The following is a 15,632-nucleotide window of genomic DNA, read 5'->3' on the forward strand; positions in this document are numbered from 1 at the left end:
AATCTGCCTCAAGCAATGGGAAGCGGGGAAAATCGAGGGTGTTGCGGCGCTTGCGCCTTGCATAACGGCCCCTATCATGCAATGGCGACCCGATGAAAGCCCTGTCATAATGGACAGGCGGCCATCGGAGGCGGAAGCATGAGCCAGTCTGGAAAAAACGGTCTGACCTATAGCGATGCGGGCGTCGATATCGATGCCGGCAACCTGCTCGTCGAAAAGATCAAGCCTGCGGTGCGTTCGACGCGCCGGCCAGGTGCGGATGGCGAAATCGGCGGCTTCGGCGGCCTCTTCGACCTCAAGGCGGCGGGCTTTACCGATCCGGTGCTGGTCGCCGCCAATGACGGCGTCGGCACCAAGCTCAAGATCGCGATCGACGCCAATTATCATGACACCGTCGGCATCGACCTCGTGGCCATGTGCGTCAACGATCTCGTGGTCCAGGGCGCAGAGCCGCTGTTCTTCCTCGATTACTTCGCCACCGGCAAGCTCGACCCCGACCAGGGTGCAGCGATTGTCGGCGGCATTGCTGCCGGCTGCCGCGATGCAGGCTGCGCGCTGATCGGCGGCGAGACGGCGGAAATGCCGGGCATGTATTCCCATGGCGATTACGATCTGGCGGGCTTTGCCGTCGGCGCCGCCGAGCGCGGCCAGCTGCTGCCGTCAGGCGATATTGCCGAAGGCGATATCATTCTCGGCCTCGCCTCGTCTGGCGTTCATTCCAACGGCTTCTCGCTGGTGCGCAAGATCGTCGAGCTTTCCGGCCTCGGCTGGGATGCGCCGGCTCCTTTCGCCGAAGGCAAAGCCCTCGGTGAGGCGCTGCTGACGCCGACGCGCATCTATGTGAAGCCGCTGCTCAAGGCCATCCGCGAGACACATGCTCTGAAGGCGCTTGCCCACATCACCGGCGGCGGCTTCCCGGAAAACATTCCGCGCGTGCTGCCGAAGCATCTCGCCGCCGAAATCGATCTTGCCGCCGTCAAGGTGCCGCCGGTCTTCTCGTGGCTCGCCAAGGTCGGCGGCGTCGAGGCCAAGGAAATGCTGCGCACCTTCAACTGCGGCATCGGCATGATCGTCGTCGTCGCTCCGGAAAACGTCACAGCCGTAAAGGCCGCGCTTGAAGCCGAAGGTGAAGCGGTTGTTACGCTCGGCCGCATGATCGCCCGCGAAGAAGGCGCCCACGGCACCGTCTGCAAGGGCACGCTGGCTCTATGAGCGCGCCGCGTAAACGCGTCGTCGTCTTCATCTCCGGCGGCGGCTCCAACATGCTGGCTCTTCTGAAAGCCACGAAGGCCGCGGACTATCCGGCCGAGATCGTTGGCGTGATCTCCGACAAGGCGGATGCCGGCGGACTGGCAAAAGCTGCCGCCGAGGGCATCGCGACATTCGCCTTCGTGCGCAAGGAATTTGCCAGCAAGGAAGCCCATGAAGAGGCTATGCTTTCGCAGCTCGAAGCCCTCTCTCCCGACATTATCTGTCTTGCCGGATATATGCGGCTTCTTTCCGGCCGCTTCATCCAGGCCTATGAAGGTCGGATCATCAATATCCATCCTTCGCTACTGCCACTTTTCCCCGGCCTCCATACGCATCAGCGCGCCCTCGACGCCGGTATGCGCGTCGCCGGCTGCACCGTGCATTTCGTCACCGAAGGCATGGATGAAGGTCCGGTCGTCGGCCAGGCTGTGGTGCCTGTGCTGAACAACGACACCGCAGACAGCCTTGCCGCCCGCGTGCTTACGATCGAGCACCAGATTTATCCGCAGTCGCTGCGGCTGGTGGCGGAAGGCAAGGTCAGGATGGAAGACAGCAAGGCCGTGAGCCTTGCCGAGACATCTGCCGCCCAGGGGCGGCAGATCGTGTCACTGCTTGGTGATGTAGGCTAATTTTCACGCCGCCATCGCCATCAGCGGATGCAGCGTACCGTCGCTATAGACGATGCGACCGCCACGGAAGGTTGCGCGGATGCGATGAACCGAACCGGGCTCGACGGCAACCAGATCTGCGAGCTGCCCAACAGCAATCTCACCACGATCCGTCAGACCAGCCGAACGGGCAGCGTTGGAGGTTGCCGTCGCTACGGCTGCCGGCAAACCGCCTGCAACAACATCGGCAATCTTGAAAATCGCCGGCACGAAGGCGGCCGGGTGGTAGTCGGCGGCGATGATACCGAGCAGTCCGGAGCGAGCCGCATCCAGGGCGCTGAGATTGCCGGACATGGACTGGCCGCGCAGTGCATTCGGCGCACCCATCAGCGTCCACAGGCCACGGCGGCAAGCTTCTTCGGCAGCCGGCCCCGTTACCGGAAATTCGCTGATCGTCACGCCGAGATCGTGCATCGCGGCAACCTTTTCGGCGCTGTCATCGTCATGCGAAGCCAGCGAGAGTTTGTGCTTCAGCGCGAGTTCGACCACGTCATGCAGCTTGCGCTCGATCTCTGGGTCCTGGCGTTGCGCGATGCGCTTCGCGACGACTTCTTCGGCCGCCTCGCGCGACATGGAGCGGCGCTCGGACATGCTGCGGATATAGCTTTCGATGTCGTTGTACTGGCCCTGCCCCGGCGTGTGGTCGGTGAGCGAAACCATGTCGACAGCACCCTCCTCCAACAGCCGCTCCAGCGTCGGGGCAGCACCCAGATTGGTGATTTCGTAGCGGGCATGGACGCGATGGTCGATCAGGAGTTCATCGCGCAGGCTGCCGATGCCACGGATAACAGCCGAGGTGGTTTCGAGCGAGCGGACATGACCGTAGACGCTTTCGGTCGCAAAGGAGAGTGCTGCAAAGGCCGTGGTCACGCCGGCTGCGGCCAGCTTCTTGTCCAACTCATGAATGCCGAAATCGATCGGCATCATGGCGTTCGGCCGCGGAGCGATCTCGCGCTCGATCATATCACAGTGCAGGTCAACGAAACCCGGCATCAGCAAGCGACCGCCGCCGTCGAAGGTCGGGTGCTCGACCGGCTCGGAGCGGATTTCGGCAATCATGCCGTCCTCGATGCGCACTGCACCCTTTTCAACGACTTCATTGGGAAGAACGAGCGTGAAATTGCTGAGCCACATCGGCTTTCTCCTGAAACAGCGTCAAATTGAAGGAGGCTCGGAAACATTCGAATGTTTCCGGCCAGCACGCCCCGGTAAGCTCGATTCGTGACACTGTGATGAACGGGGAGCAGAGTTTTCGACAAAGCTCCCGCGCCGCTCGACGTCTACCGCAAACGCGCGACGTTCAAGACAGCCCATTGCAACAGCATGATCGTCTTGGCGTCATAGATATCGCCCCTTTCGATCATCGCCATGGCCTCCGAAAGCCGCACCTCCAGCACCTCGATATCCTCATGTTCCTCGGCAAGCCCGCCGCCATCGGCAACCCGATCGGAGGTATCGATCACCGCGACGAAGAAATGGATGACTTCGGTCGAGGAGCCGGGCGACGTCAGCGCCTTGAAGAGGAAGCGGACGTCGCGCACGCGAAATCCGGTCTCCTCCATGGCCTCACGGCGAATGGCCGCTTCCGGGTCGTCGCCGTCAAGCAGGCCGGCGGGCACTTCCAGCATCCAGCCGGGCTCGCCGACAAGCTGGGCCGGCAGACGGAACTGTCGAACGAGCACCACCGTTTCATGGCTGGGATCATAGAGCAGAACGCAAGCAGCTGGCGTGCGATGATAGACCTCACGCTTAAGGCGGTGTTTTTCGCCGCGCGAATCCGTGTAATCGAGGTCGAAGCTGCTGAGCCGCGTCCATTGATCCGCCAGTGTCTTTTCGCCGGCGATTTCGGCTTTCGCCTTTTCGAATTTACTCATGCCATATCCTTGCGGAGCCATACCTTGTTGTCGTGAACAGCCGCACCGCCATAGGGCGCAACCGGATCAGCGCCGGTGAGCACGTTGATGCCTTCGCCGTCGACATGAGCCTTGTTCGGCCAAAGCCCTTCGGCGATCAGGACGCCTTGCTTCACTTCCGTCGTCACGCGGGCATGGAGGCGGATATCGCCTCTCTTGTTGCCGACACACACAAGATCGCCGTGGGCAATCTCGAGCGCCTCTGCGTCGGCCGGATTGACCATCAGCTCAGGACGTCCCTCCTTCTGCCGCGACGTCTTGGTCTCAGCGAAACTCGAATTCAGGAAGTTGCGCGAGGGCGAGGTCGCGAGCCGGAACGGATGCTCGGGATCGGCCACCTCGATAACATCGACCTGATCCGGAAATTCCGGCAGCTCGACATGGGGACCGAGCAAGCCGACAGCTGCGGGCGGACGGTTCGGCGCCGGCTGGTTGGCCCAATCGGGGCGGAAGCGGAACTTGCCATCGGGATGGGCGAAGCCCTTCAGAAAATGCGCATCCTCGAAATCCGGCTGACGATCGAACCACTTGTGTTCGAGGAAATAATCGTAGTCAGGCAGTCCGCTTCTGGACAGAACACGATCGATCATCTCGCGGGCGGAGAAGCCGAAGCCGGGCCGATCCGCGATACCGAGGCGCTTGGCCAGTTCCTCGATCACAAAGAGATTGCTGCGCACCGTCGGCGGCGGATCGACGAGTTTCGGACCGAGAAGAATGTGGTTCTGGCCGCCGGCGCGATAGATGTCGTCATGCTCGACGAACATGGTGGCGGGGATGACAATATCGGCCATGTCAGCCGTATCGGTCATGAACTGCTCATGCACGGCGACGAAGAGGTCGGAGCGGGCAAAACCGCGCTTCACCAGCCGCTGTTCCGGCGCGATGTTCATCGGATTGGTGTTCTGGATCAGCATGGCCGTGACCGGACCGCGATGACGAAGCGCAACGGCATCGCCGGTCAAGGCGCGGCCGATCTGCGACTGGTCGATCATGCGGATATCCATATCCTTCATGGCGCGGCCGGTGAGTTCGCTCGCATCCATGCGGAAGATGTCGCTGTTCGAATGAAAGGCGCCGCCGCCTTCATATTGCCAGGAGCCGAGGACCGTGGCGATCGACGCCGCCGCATGCATGGCGATCGCGCCGTTGCGCTGGCGGGTGAAGCCATAGCCAAGGCGAAAATAGGTCTTCTTCGTCGTCCCCACGAGTCTGGCGAAGGCTTCGATCTCATCGACCGAAAGGCCGGTGATGTCAGCGGCCCATGCCGGGGTTTTCGACTTCAGGTGCGCTTCGAGGCCAGCGGGATCGTCGGCATATTTGGCCATATAGGCGCGGTCGGCATAGCCATCACGAAAGGCAATATGCATGACGGCGCAAGCCAGTGCCGCATCCGTGCCCGGCTTGACGATCAAGGCCATATCGGCCTGCTTCATTGTCGGGTTGTCGTAGATGTCGACGACGACGATCTTGGCGCCGCGTTCCTTGCGGGACTTCACCGCATGGGTCATGACGTTGACCTGGGTGGCCACGGCATTGGTGCCCCAGATGACGACGCAATCCGTGCGGCCCATCTCGCGCGGATCGGGACCGCGCAGCACGCCCGTCGCCATGGTGAAACCGGTCCATGCCGGATTGGTGCAGATCGACGAGAAGAAACCGGAATAGCGCTTGGCATGGCGCAACCGCTCGATGGAATCGCGCTGCACCCAGCCCATCGTGCCGGCATAGAAATAGGGCCAGATCGCCTCGCTGCCGTCCTTGGCTTCGGCCTTGACGAAGGCTTCGGCAATTTCGTCCAGCGCTGCGTCCCACGAGATTTCCTGCCAGCGCCCCTCGCCCTTGGCACCGGCGCGGCGCAACGGCTTCATCAGGCGATCGGGATGGTAGAGCCGCTCGGCATAGCGCGCGACCTTGGCGCAGATGACGCCTGACGTATAGGAATGGTCGTTGGCACCGCGAACCCGGCCGATCCTGCCATCCTCAGTCAGATCGACCTCCAGCGCGCAGGTGGAGGGACAGTCGTGCGGACAGGCGGTGTGGCCAATGCGCGATTTGGCTTGGATGGGGGTCGCAATGTTCATGAGGTTTGTATATTTCAAGCAGGGACCGGCCACTAGAGACAATCCGGCCCATCTCAACAATTCATGCGGACTTCAACGACGATGAACTATCGGCACATCTACCACGCGGGCAATTTTGCCGATGTCTTGAAACACGCTGTTCTCGCGCGCCTCGTTCGCTACATGCAGAACAAGGACAAGGCTTTTCGCGTTCTCGACACGCATGCCGGCATCGGGCTTTACGATCTTTCATCGGAAGAGGCGCAGAAGACGGGCGAGTGGCGCGAAGGCATCGGCAGAGTGCTGGAGGCGGACCTCGTGCCGCAGGTGGCCGAGTTGCTGGAGCCCTATCTCACGGCCATCCGCGAGCTGAACCCTGAAGGCGACCTCAGGCTCTATCCCGGCTCGCCGAAGCTTGCCCGTATGCTCTTCCGCCCGCAGGACCGGCTTTCGGCGATGGAGCTGCATCCCGACGATTTCCAGCGTCTTCACCGGCTGTTCGAGGGCGATCATCATGCCCGCATCACCGAACTGGACGGCTGGCTGGCACTCGGCGCGCATCTGCCGCCGAAGGAAAAGCGCGGCATCGTGCTCGTCGATCCGCCCTTCGAAGGGGAAGGCGAATATGAGCGGCTGGTCGATGGGTTAGCAAAGGCCTGGCGACGCTTCCCCGGCGGCACCTATTGCCTCTGGTATCCGATCAAGAAGGATGCGCCGATCAAGCCGTTTCACGAGGCCTTGCAGGCGCTCGAAATTCCGAAGATGCTCTGCGCCGAGCTCAGCGTCAAAAGCGACCGCGGCTTTACCGGACTAACCGGCTCCGGTCTCATCATCGTCAACCCGCCCTTCACGCTGAAGGACGAACTGCATGCGCTACTGCCTGCCCTGAAGGACATGCTGGCGCAAGACCGCTTCGCCTCGCAGCGCGCCTTCTGGCTGCGCGGCGAACACTGAGTTTCCTTCATATCTGACAGGTGATTTCATGAGACTTCTCTGCTCGCCCACCTCCCCCTTCTCCAGCAAGGTGCGTATGGCGGCACGCCATCTCGGCATCAAGCTCGAGGAAATCCACGTCGATACGAATGCCGGACCAGCGCTTCTCGTCGACAACAATCCGCTCGGCAAGATCCCGACATTGTTGACCGGTGACGGCGAGGCAATTTTCGACAGCCGCGCGATCATGCACTATTTCGACCGGCAGAAAGGCGGGCTCTATCCCTCGAAGAAGAGCAAGCGCACGGAAATCGAGGTGCTCGAAGCGCTGATCGACGGTACCAACGAGTGCCTCCTGTCGATCGTCTACGAACGCCGCTTTCGCGAAATGGAAAAGCAGCATCAGCCGTGGATCGATCGTCAGTGGGCGAAAGCAAAACGCGCCCTCATCCATCTCGATGCGGAAACGCCGAAGATCGGCAAGAAGCTACATGCCGGCCACTTCGCGCTTGCCGCGCTTATCGGCTACCTGCAGCTGCGCTTCGAAGGACAATGGGAGGCCGATCATGTCGGGTTGATCGACTGGGCCCGCAAGTTCGAGAAGCATTTCCCCGACTATCCGGCGATGAAGCCGCATAGCTGATTTCCCCGGATCAGGCTAAGCCTGAAATCAGGAGCCGATATCATGACAACAAAAAAGCCGGGGTCGAAAACCCCGGCTTTTTCTTCAGGCTAACGCCCTCGAATGATCAGAACTTGACGCCGATACCGACCTTGACGCTCTGCTCGTCGTAACCGCGCGAGAAGCTGCCGGAGTCAAGGTTGAAGTGTTCCTTGCCGTAGTCCGTGTAGCGGTATTCGAGACGGGCGGTGATGTTGTTGGTGATGAAGGTTTCAGCACCTGCACCGACCGTGTAACCAACAGCCGTCTTGCTGTCAGACGAGGTGTCGTCGGAGAGCTTGTTCTGGCCGATTGCCAGACCGGCCGTGCCGTACAGCATGAACGGGTTGAAGTCGTAACCGATACGGCCGCGAACCGAGCCGTTGACGCCGTTCTTGGCGGTCAGGCCGTTGCGGGTGCTGTCAGCGCCGGAGTAGCCGAGGTCAGCTTCAACGCCGTATACGATCTGGCCCTGCTGCCAGTTGTAGCCGGTGAAAGCCTGACCGCCCCAGGCGTAAGCGTCGCCGTTGCGGTTGAAGTGGCCAGCATTCCAGTCGCCAGCGCCACCGATGTAGAAGCCGGACCAGTTGTTGACGGCCGGAGGAGCTTCCTGAGCGACAGGCGGCTGCGGGATCTGCTCGACAGCATCAGCAGCATGAGCTGCGGTGTAGCCGCCGAGGGCAAGAGCGGAGACCATGAGGGTCGTGACGAGAGTACGCATACTTTTCTCCTTTCAATCCCGTGTGCCTCGCTTACTGTCCTTGACTTCGAAGCGCCACGAGTAATTAAAAATATCCCTCCCGGATCGAGGTTGAAATTGGAATGCAAATGAGGAATTGGAAGAGCCAAAATATGATATCATTGTGGCACAGACATGGCTGAATTTCGATGTTGCTTCACCGCAACAGATGAATTGTTAACCATAACCAATGGTTAAAGCGTGTATACTTATTTTAATCTAACTATAACTCAAGTTTTACACAAGAAACCTCACGCGACATCATTTAATCATCCATCTTCCCATATGGTGTATCGACGCCCTATATGAGCGTCGGTTGGGTAACGACGAGCAAAAGGCGATCTCTTGAGCCAGGAAAAACTACGCACGGCACTAATAACGGGCGCCTCCAAAAGAATAGGTCAGGCAATCGCCGAGGATTTGTCGGCTAATGGCTTCGCGGTGGCGTTGCACGCCAATCAGTCGCTGCCCGAAGCGATGGAAATTGCGGCAAAACTGCGGCAAATGGGTCGGAAGGCCATTGCGATCAAGGCGGACCTGCAGAATTTGGGCGAGACATCAACCCTTGTCGAAAGGGTAACGGCCGAGCTCGGCCCGCTCGATCTTTTGGTCAACAACGCCTCCGCTTTCCTCGGCGATTCCGCCGACCGCTTCGACGCCGGGGCCTTCGAGGCGCATTTCGCAATCCACGTGCGGGCACCGTCGATTCTCGCGGCTGATTTTGTCCGGCAGCTTCCCGAGCCGCATCCGGGTCTGATCATCAATATCGTCGACCAGCGCGTATGGGCGCTCAATCCGCGCTTCTATTCCTATACGCTGTCGAAGGCAGCCCTTTGGACCGCGACGCAGACGATGGCACAGAGCTTTGCACCGCGCATCCGCGTCAATGCGATCGGGCCCGGCCCGACGGTGCGCAGCGTGCGACAGACCGAAGAGGACTTTCAAGCGCAGATCGACGGCCTCATATTAAAGGCGGCGCCAGGGCTCGAGGAATTCGGCCGGACCATCCGCTTTCTTTTTGACACGCCCTCGATCACGGGCCAAATGATAGCGCTCGATGGCGGCCAGCACCTTGCCTGGGAGACGCCAGATGTGTCGGAGAGTGCGGAATGAATGGAAGAAAGCTGCCTGACGGCGGCGTTCTCTACGACGAATCAGAAGATACCGACGACGACATCGAGGTGGAGAGCGATGCCGCCGCCAGCCCCGCCGCGTCCATCGACTGGAACGAAGGCGGCAAGAACGAGACCGGGCTTCGCGGCGCGGAGCTGATTGCGGAGTTCGTCAAGCGCCTGCCCAACAATCCCGGCGTCTACCGCATGTTCAACGAGGCCGGCGACGTGCTTTACGTCGGCAAGGCGCGGAATCTCAAGAAGCGCGTCTCCAACTATGCGTTGGGCAAGGTGCATTCCAACCGCATTGCCCGCATGGTGCGCGAAACCGCGAACATGGAATTCGTCACCACGCGCACGGAAACCGAAGCGCTGCTGCTGGAAGCGAATCTCATCAAGCGCTTGCGCCCGCGCTTTAACGTTCTGCTGCGCGACGACAAATCCTTCCCCTATATCCTGATCACGGGCAATCATCGCGCGCCGGCGATCTTCAAGCATCGCGGCGCCCGTGCCCGCAAGGGCGACTATTTTGGGCCCTTCGCTTCTGCCGGCGCCGTCGGCCGCACCATCAACTCGTTGCAGCGCGCCTTCCTCATCCGCACCTGCACCGACAGCGTCTTCGAGACGCGCACCCGCCCCTGCCTGCTCTACCAGATCAAGCGATGTTCCGGGCCCTGCACGCATGAGATCAGCGATGCAGGCTACGGAGAGCTGGTGCAGGAAGCGAAGGACTTTCTTTCGGGCAAGAGCCAGAACGTTAAGGCGCATATGGCCGAGGCGATGAATGCCGCTGCCGAGGATTTGGATTTCGAGCGCGCCGCGATTTTCCGCGATCGCCTGGCCGCACTTTCGCACGTCCAGAGCCATCAGGGCATCAACCCGGCCGGCGTCGAGGAGGCCGATGTCTTCGCCATCCATCACGAGGGCGGCATTTCCTGCATCCAGGTCTTCTTCTTCCGTACGGGCCAGAACTGGGGCAACCGCGCCTATTTCCCGAAGGCCGATCCTTCGCTCTCGGGCGCGGAAGTGCTGAACGCTTTCCTGGCGCAGTTCTATGACGACAAACCCGTGCCGCGGCAGATCCTGCTGTCGGAGACGGTCGAGGAAATCGATCTGCTGGCGGCGGCGCTGAGTGAAAAAGCCGGCCACAAGGTCGCAATCCTCGTGCCGCAGCGCGGCGAGAAGCGCGATCTGGTCGAGCATGTCATCGCCAATGCCCGCGAGGCGCATGGCCGCAAGCTGGCGGAGACCGCCTCGCAATCGCGGCTGCTTGAAGGCTTCAAGGAAACCTTCAAGCTTCCCTATGTGCCTCAGCGCATCGAGATCTACGACAACTCCCACATCATGGGCACGAACGCCGTCGGCGGCATGGTAGTGGCCGGGCCGGAAGGCTTCGTCAAAGGCCAGTACCGCAAGTTCAACATCAAATCGACCGACATCACGCCGGGCGACGACTTTGGCATGATGCGGGAGGTCATGACCCGCCGCTTCTCCCGGCTGCTCAAGGAAGAAGGCAAGCCCGACCGTAGTGTTTCGGCCGATGCGACCGTCGATGCCGCCGATCGCCCCTTCCCTGCCTGGCCCGACATCATCCTCATCGATGGCGGCCAAGGGCAGATGACCGCTGTGCGCGCCATTCTCGAGGAGCTCGGGATCACCGACAGCGTGATTGCCATCGGCGTCGCCAAGGGTGTCGACCGCGAGGCCGGGCGCGAGCGCTTCTTCGCCCCATCGCGTGAAAGCTTCTCGCTGCCGCCCCGCGATCCCGTGCTCTACTTCATCCAGCGCATGCGCGACGAGGCGCACCGTTTCGCCATCGGCTCGCACCGTGCGAGGCGCAAGAAGGAGATGGTGAAAAACCCGCTGGACGAGATCGGCGGCATCGGCCCGTCACGCAAACGGGCGCTGCTGCAGCATTTCGGCACCGCGAAAGCCGTGTCGCGCGCCGCGCTCTCGGATCTGATGGCGGTGGAAGGCATTTCCGAGGCCGTTGCCCGACAGGTCTACAATCATTTTCACGAGGACGCCGCGAAATAGGAAAAGCTGGTCGCAAATTCCACGCAATAGCGGTGAAAAAACAGAAACAATATTGACGACAAACTGACCAAACCATCATCTAAGGTGTGACCACCAAAAAGTGCGGAGCGGTTTTTGGAATCACATTCAATCACGCGACCAAAGCGGGATAGGAAATAACAGAACCTTATCCGGCTTGGTCGAGACAAACGAGACGAAACGATTTCCATGGCTTCGCGCGCTTACAGCATTCCCAATCTGCTCACCTATGGCCGCATTCTCTGCGTACCCCTGATCGTTCTCTGCTTCTTCATCGAAGGCAAATTGGAAGGTTCCGATTTCGCGCGATGGGTCGCGCTCTGGATCTTCGTCGTCGCTTCGCTCACCGACTTCCTCGACGGCTATCTCGCGCGCATCTGGAACCAGACCTCGAATATCGGCCGCATGCTCGATCCGATCGCCGACAAGCTGCTGGTCTCCGCGATCCTGCTTCTGGTCGCAGCCGACGGCACTATTGCCGGCTGGTCGCTCTGGGCTGCCATCATCATCCTCTGCCGCGAGATTCTCGTCTCCGGCCTGCGCGAATATCTGGCGGCGCTGAAGGTCAGTGTTCCCGTAACGCGCATCGCCAAATGGAAGACGACCGCCCAGCTCGTGGCCATCGCCTTCCTGCTGGCTGGGCCGGCGGGCGACAAGGTGCTACCCTACACCACCGAAATCGGCATCGGCCTGCTCTGGATCGCGGCACTTTTGACCATCTACACCGGCTACGATTACTTCCGGGCCGGTCTGAAACATGTCGTGGATGAAGAATGATGACCAAGCTCGTTTATTTCGCCTGGGTGCGTGAGCGGATCGGCAAGGCCGAGGAGGAGATTTCCCTTCCCGCCGGGGTCGTTACGGTTGACGATCTCCTGAGTCATTTGAAGACCTTGGGCGAAGAATACGAGACGGCGCTTCAATTTCCCAACGCGATCCGCGTGGCGATCAACATGGAGCACGTCGAGCATGACGAGCCGATCGCCGGAGCGCGGGAGATCGGGCTCTTCCCGCCGATGACCGGGGGGTAAGCCGATGGCCATGCAGCCGATGGTCCGCGTTCAGCATGAGGATTTCGACCTTCAGACGGAGATCGACCTGATGACGGCGGGGCGGCATGATATCGGCGCGGTCGTCACCTTCTCCGGGCTTTGCCGTGACGAAGGCGGCGCGCTCGGCGCGCTTGAACTCGAGCATTATCCCGGCATGGCGGAGGCGGAGATCACCCGCATCGCCAACCTCGCCATCGAACGCTTCGGACTTCTTGGCCTGACCGCGATCCACCGCTACGGCAAGATTTTACCCGGCGAGAACATCGTCCTCGTCATCGCCGCTGCCTCACATCGCCAGGCCGCCTTCGACGGTGCCAATTTCGTCATGGATTTCCTGAAGACCTCCGCCCCCTTCTGGAAGAAGGAGCATGGCCGCGACGGCGCTGAAGGCGGCTGGGTCTCGGCCAGGGATGCCGATGATGCCGCGCGCGATAAATGGGCCGGCGACAAGTAGGTCAGGGCACGACCCGCTCGCGCCGGCTCAGGACCAGCAGTAGGACGAGCAGCGAGAAAATCACAAAATCGCGCCATAGGAATGGGCCATAGGCACCCCACATCGTCTCGGTGAGGCCAAGGAGTGCCGCGCCAGCTGCCGACTTCAACGGATCGGAATAGCCGCCGACCGCAGCAATCATCAGCACCTTGAGCCCGAACATCAGCCCTGCCCCGAAATCCATGGTTCCGTAGTAGGAAGTCGCCAGCAGGCCGCAGATGGTCGCGACCAAGGCCGAGGCGACATAGGCCAGCAGGAAGACGCGGTTGGCGCTGGCGCCGCAAAGTTCGGCAGCGAGAGCATCGTCGGTCACCGCCCGCCAGATACGCCCCCAGCCCGTGTATTTCAGCACATAGGCGCCCGCGAGTATGACGAGGATCATCAGCGTAGTATTGAGCAGCTGGATTTCGGTGAGCGTCACGCGGAAATCGCCGCTGTCCCAGAAGACGATTGCACCGTTCAGGAAAGGCGGCAGCCAGATGCCGCGCGTATTCGACGCCAGACGCGCCGTTTCCATCAGGATGATCATCATGCCAAGTGCCGCGACGATGACCGTGTTCGGAGACTTGCGCGATAGCGGCAGCATGATCGCACGGCCAACCAGAAAGCTGGTGCCGATCGTGTAGCCAACGGCAATGACGGCGCCGAAGGTGAAGGCGGCCGGCAGGACCAGATACATTCTGGTGTAGCCGACATCCGTGAACAGCACGAGCATCTGGCCGGCGAAGGCGAATAGCGCGCCATAGGTGATGTCGGCCCGCTTCATGACCCCGAACGCAATGGAATAACCGAAGGCCAGCGTCGCATAGAGCGCCGCCAGCGGAACGGCATTCGCCAGCTGTTGCAGAAGATAGGCCATTCACCCCTCCGAAGAACAGGTAAATAGTAACTGGCAAAATTCATTTTACCAGTTATAATTTTGGTCATGAGTTTTTCCTGGACCCCACATCGCTTCTCCGGTGGCGCGCTTGCGCTCGATGTCGCCAACAGCGTGATCCTGCGCCATGACGACGAGCGCCGCATCGACCGCTTCGAAGCCACAGGGCAGCTGGAGAGTTTTCCGAAAGCGGCCGCCAATTTCTGCGCCGAACGGGCGCTTTTCGGCGATATCCTGCCGGTGCGGCGGGAAAACAGGGCCGATTTCATCTCATTGCGGGAGATGATCGATCGCTATTTCCGGGCGCGCGTTCTCGGTGAGCTGGCCGATCTGCTGCTTGCGGATCTGCTTGCGGCCTTGGCGAAGGTGCTGAAGCGCGCTGCAGCAGACGGGCTCGATGCGGCGACCGTGCATTCGACGCTGCGCCTTATCGCCATGCCCGATCCCGAGCGGATGAAAATATGCCGCAACTGCGGCTGGCTCTTCATCGACCGCAGCAAGAACAAGAGCCGCGCCTGGTGCGACATGGCGGTCTGCGGCAACCGAGCCAAGGCCAGCCGGCACTACCGGCGCAAGAAGGAGGAGACTGCGCCATGACAATGAAATGGATCATGCTGACAACGATCAGCGTCGCGATTATCGCCGCCCTGGGGCTGGCCGGCTGCCAGCGGAAGGACGACGAGGGCCCGACCCAGCTCACCGGCCGCCTCTTTGTCTTCAACTACCGCGTCGCGAGCGCGAGCTACATGATTACGCTCAAGAAGATCGCCCCAATCCCCGAGGGAACGACGGCCGTCGCCGAATTCGAAAATCCGGCCGGCGGCAATCCGCTTGTCGTCAACCAGAAGATCTATACCTTCTGGGACAAGATCACCCTCGAAAGCCCTGACCTGCGTTGCGTGCGCAAAGACCGACCCTATTCCGTCTCGATCAAGCTGGTCGATGCCAGCGACAAGACGATCCAGACCATCAAGACCGAGGTCAAATCCGATCTCGACCAGACTGTGCTGCCGACAAAACCCCTGGTCGTCGGCCCTGCCTATACGGCCAATCCGGATATTTTCAAAGGGGACGGCAGCGCCGATTACGGGAAGGATATGGCCTGCCCGGCGTGAAGGCAGCTGCGGGGAGAGGGAGTCTCTTATGTACGGCACGAAAAAAGCCGGGATGTTATCCCGGCTTTCATGAGTCATTTCAGATCGTTCAGCGTTAAAGCTGAGAGGCTGATTCAGCCGACGATTTCGGTTTCCGAAAACCAGTAGGCGATTTCGGCAGCTGCCGTTTCCGGAGCGTCCGAGCCGTGAACGGAGTTTTCGCCGATCGACAGGGCGAAGGTCTTGCGGATCGTGCCTTCGTCAGCGTTTGCCGGGTTGGTCGCACCCATGATTTCGCGGTTCTTCAGGATGGCGCCTTCGCCTTCCAGGACCTGAACGATGGTCGGGCCAGAGATCATGCCTTCGACGAGTTCGCCGAAGAACGGACGTTCCTTGTGAACAGCATAGAAGCCTTCGGCTTCGCGCTTGCTCATCCAGACGCGCTTGGAGGCGATGACGCGCAGGCCGTTGTCTTCAAAAACCTTGGTGATGGCGCCGGTCAGGTTGCGCTTCGTTGCGTCCGGCTTGATCATCGAGAAAGTACGTTCAATCGCCATGGGTCCATTCCTTGTAATTCAGAGAAAAGTGGGCGGTCTTTACCTGCCCCAAGGCCCGAAAACAAGGGGGATCGCCCAATTTCACGCCGCTGTCACAGTCCGGGCGACCGATTCGCGATCGGCGGGTGATGAGGCGGCTGTCCATCGCCGAACTTCCCGATAACATT

General features: G+C 60.7%; 17 protein-coding genes. 11 read left to right on the plus strand and 6 right to left on the minus strand.

The genetic code is table 11. From position 1 onward, the window contains the following. Nucleotides 1-138: 138 nt before the first annotated feature. Both purM and purN read left to right on the plus strand, forming a co-directional pair. On the plus strand, nt 139-1,212 hold the full coding sequence (gene purM, locus BJ928_RS00950) for a phosphoribosylformylglycinamidine cyclo-ligase (RefSeq protein WP_047627148.1): 1,074 nt from the start codon (nt 139-141) through the stop codon (nt 1,210-1,212). Next, a complete protein-coding gene (purN, locus tag BJ928_RS00955) occupies nt 1,209-1,880 on the plus strand; it encodes a phosphoribosylglycinamide formyltransferase (protein WP_047627149.1) in 672 nt (223 codons plus the stop codon). The genes purM and purN overlap by 4 nt, the downstream gene beginning before the upstream one ends. Before the next feature lie 3 nt (nt 1,881-1,883). On the opposite strand, the gene BJ928_RS00960 is transcribed toward purN, so the two are convergent. The 3 genes from BJ928_RS00960 to BJ928_RS00970 form a co-directional block, all read right to left on the minus strand. After that, on the minus strand, nt 1,884-3,053 hold the full coding sequence (locus tag BJ928_RS00960) for an alpha-D-ribose 1-methylphosphonate 5-triphosphate diphosphatase (protein WP_047627150.1): 1,170 nt from the start codon (nt 3,051-3,053) through the stop codon (nt 1,884-1,886). A gap of 146 nt (nt 3,054-3,199) precedes the next feature. Next, entirely contained in the window at nt 3,200-3,793 is a 594-nt protein-coding gene (locus tag BJ928_RS00965) for an NUDIX domain-containing protein (RefSeq protein ID WP_047627151.1), read from the minus strand. Continuing rightward, on the minus strand, nt 3,790-5,913 hold the full coding sequence (locus BJ928_RS00970; protein WP_245432211.1) for a molybdopterin oxidoreductase family protein: 2,124 nt from the start codon (nt 5,911-5,913) through the stop codon (nt 3,790-3,792). The genes BJ928_RS00965 and BJ928_RS00970 overlap by 4 nt, the downstream gene beginning before the upstream one ends. Nucleotides 5,914-5,994: 81 nt before the next feature. On the opposite strand from BJ928_RS00970, the gene BJ928_RS00975 reads away from it, so the two are divergent. Both BJ928_RS00975 and BJ928_RS00980 read left to right on the plus strand, forming a co-directional pair. Further along, on the plus strand, nt 5,995-6,846 hold the full coding sequence (locus BJ928_RS00975; protein WP_047628705.1) for a 23S rRNA (adenine(2030)-N(6))-methyltransferase RlmJ: 852 nt from the start codon (nt 5,995-5,997) through the stop codon (nt 6,844-6,846). 28 nt (nt 6,847-6,874) lie between these two features. Further along, nucleotides 6,875-7,468: a glutathione S-transferase gene (locus tag BJ928_RS00980; RefSeq protein WP_047627153.1), complete on the plus strand. Its 594-nt coding sequence runs from the start codon at nt 6,875-6,877 to the stop codon at nt 7,466-7,468. Nucleotides 7,469-7,574: 106 nt separating this feature from the next. Here the strand turns inward: BJ928_RS00980 and BJ928_RS00985 are convergent, their stop codons facing one another. After that, entirely contained in the window at nt 7,575-8,207 is a 633-nt protein-coding gene (locus BJ928_RS00985; protein WP_047627154.1) for an outer membrane protein, read from the minus strand. 363 nt (nt 8,208-8,570) lie between these two features. Between BJ928_RS00985 and BJ928_RS00990 the strand changes: the two genes are divergently transcribed. The 5 genes from BJ928_RS00990 (at nt 8,571) to BJ928_RS01010 (ending at nt 12,898) form a co-directional block, all read left to right on the plus strand. Next, the gene (locus tag BJ928_RS00990) at nt 8,571-9,338 is read left to right on the plus strand and encodes an SDR family oxidoreductase (protein ID WP_047627155.1); all 768 of its coding nucleotides are present in this window, start codon (nt 8,571-8,573) and stop codon (nt 9,336-9,338) included. Continuing rightward, entirely contained in the window at nt 9,335-11,374 is a 2,040-nt protein-coding gene (gene uvrC / locus BJ928_RS00995; RefSeq protein WP_047627156.1) for an excinuclease ABC subunit UvrC, read from the plus strand. The genes BJ928_RS00990 and uvrC overlap by 4 nt, the downstream gene beginning before the upstream one ends. A gap of 207 nt (nt 11,375-11,581) precedes the next feature. Next, nucleotides 11,582-12,169, plus strand: coding sequence for a CDP-diacylglycerol--glycerol-3-phosphate 3-phosphatidyltransferase (gene pgsA / locus BJ928_RS01000; RefSeq protein WP_047627157.1), 588 nt, complete (start codon nt 11,582-11,584; stop codon nt 12,167-12,169). After that, entirely contained in the window at nt 12,169-12,423 is a 255-nt protein-coding gene (gene moaD, locus BJ928_RS01005; RefSeq protein ID WP_047628706.1) for a molybdopterin converting factor subunit 1, read from the plus strand. Before pgsA ends, moaD begins: the two co-directional genes overlap by 1 nt. Before the next feature lie 4 nt (nt 12,424-12,427). Further along, entirely contained in the window at nt 12,428-12,898 is a 471-nt protein-coding gene (locus BJ928_RS01010; protein WP_047627158.1) for a molybdenum cofactor biosynthesis protein MoaE, read from the plus strand. Between the two features lies 1 nt (nt 12,899). On the opposite strand, the gene BJ928_RS01015 is transcribed toward BJ928_RS01010, so the two are convergent. Then, nucleotides 12,900-13,796, minus strand: coding sequence for a branched-chain amino acid ABC transporter permease (locus BJ928_RS01015; protein ID WP_047627159.1), 897 nt, complete (start codon nt 13,794-13,796; stop codon nt 12,900-12,902). 66 nt (nt 13,797-13,862) lie between these two features. On the opposite strand from BJ928_RS01015, the gene BJ928_RS01020 reads away from it, so the two are divergent. Next, nucleotides 13,863-14,411: a CGNR zinc finger domain-containing protein gene (locus BJ928_RS01020; RefSeq protein WP_047627160.1), complete on the plus strand. Its 549-nt coding sequence runs from the start codon at nt 13,863-13,865 to the stop codon at nt 14,409-14,411. Further along, nucleotides 14,408-14,929, plus strand: coding sequence for a hypothetical protein (locus tag BJ928_RS01025; protein WP_047627161.1), 522 nt, complete (start codon nt 14,408-14,410; stop codon nt 14,927-14,929). The genes BJ928_RS01020 and BJ928_RS01025 overlap by 4 nt, the downstream gene beginning before the upstream one ends. Nucleotides 14,930-15,042: 113 nt before the next feature. Here BJ928_RS01025 and ndk read toward each other — a convergent pair whose 3' ends face one another. Continuing rightward, nucleotides 15,043-15,465: a nucleoside-diphosphate kinase gene (gene ndk / locus BJ928_RS01030; RefSeq protein WP_047627162.1), complete on the minus strand. Its 423-nt coding sequence runs from the start codon at nt 15,463-15,465 to the stop codon at nt 15,043-15,045. Nucleotides 15,466-15,632 lie beyond the last annotated feature (167 nt).

Origin of the sequence: Rhizobium sp. WW_1 (assembly GCF_003610155.1) — a bacterium.
In the GTDB taxonomy this organism is placed as follows: domain Bacteria; phylum Pseudomonadota; class Alphaproteobacteria; order Rhizobiales; family Rhizobiaceae; genus Rhizobium; species Rhizobium tropici_A.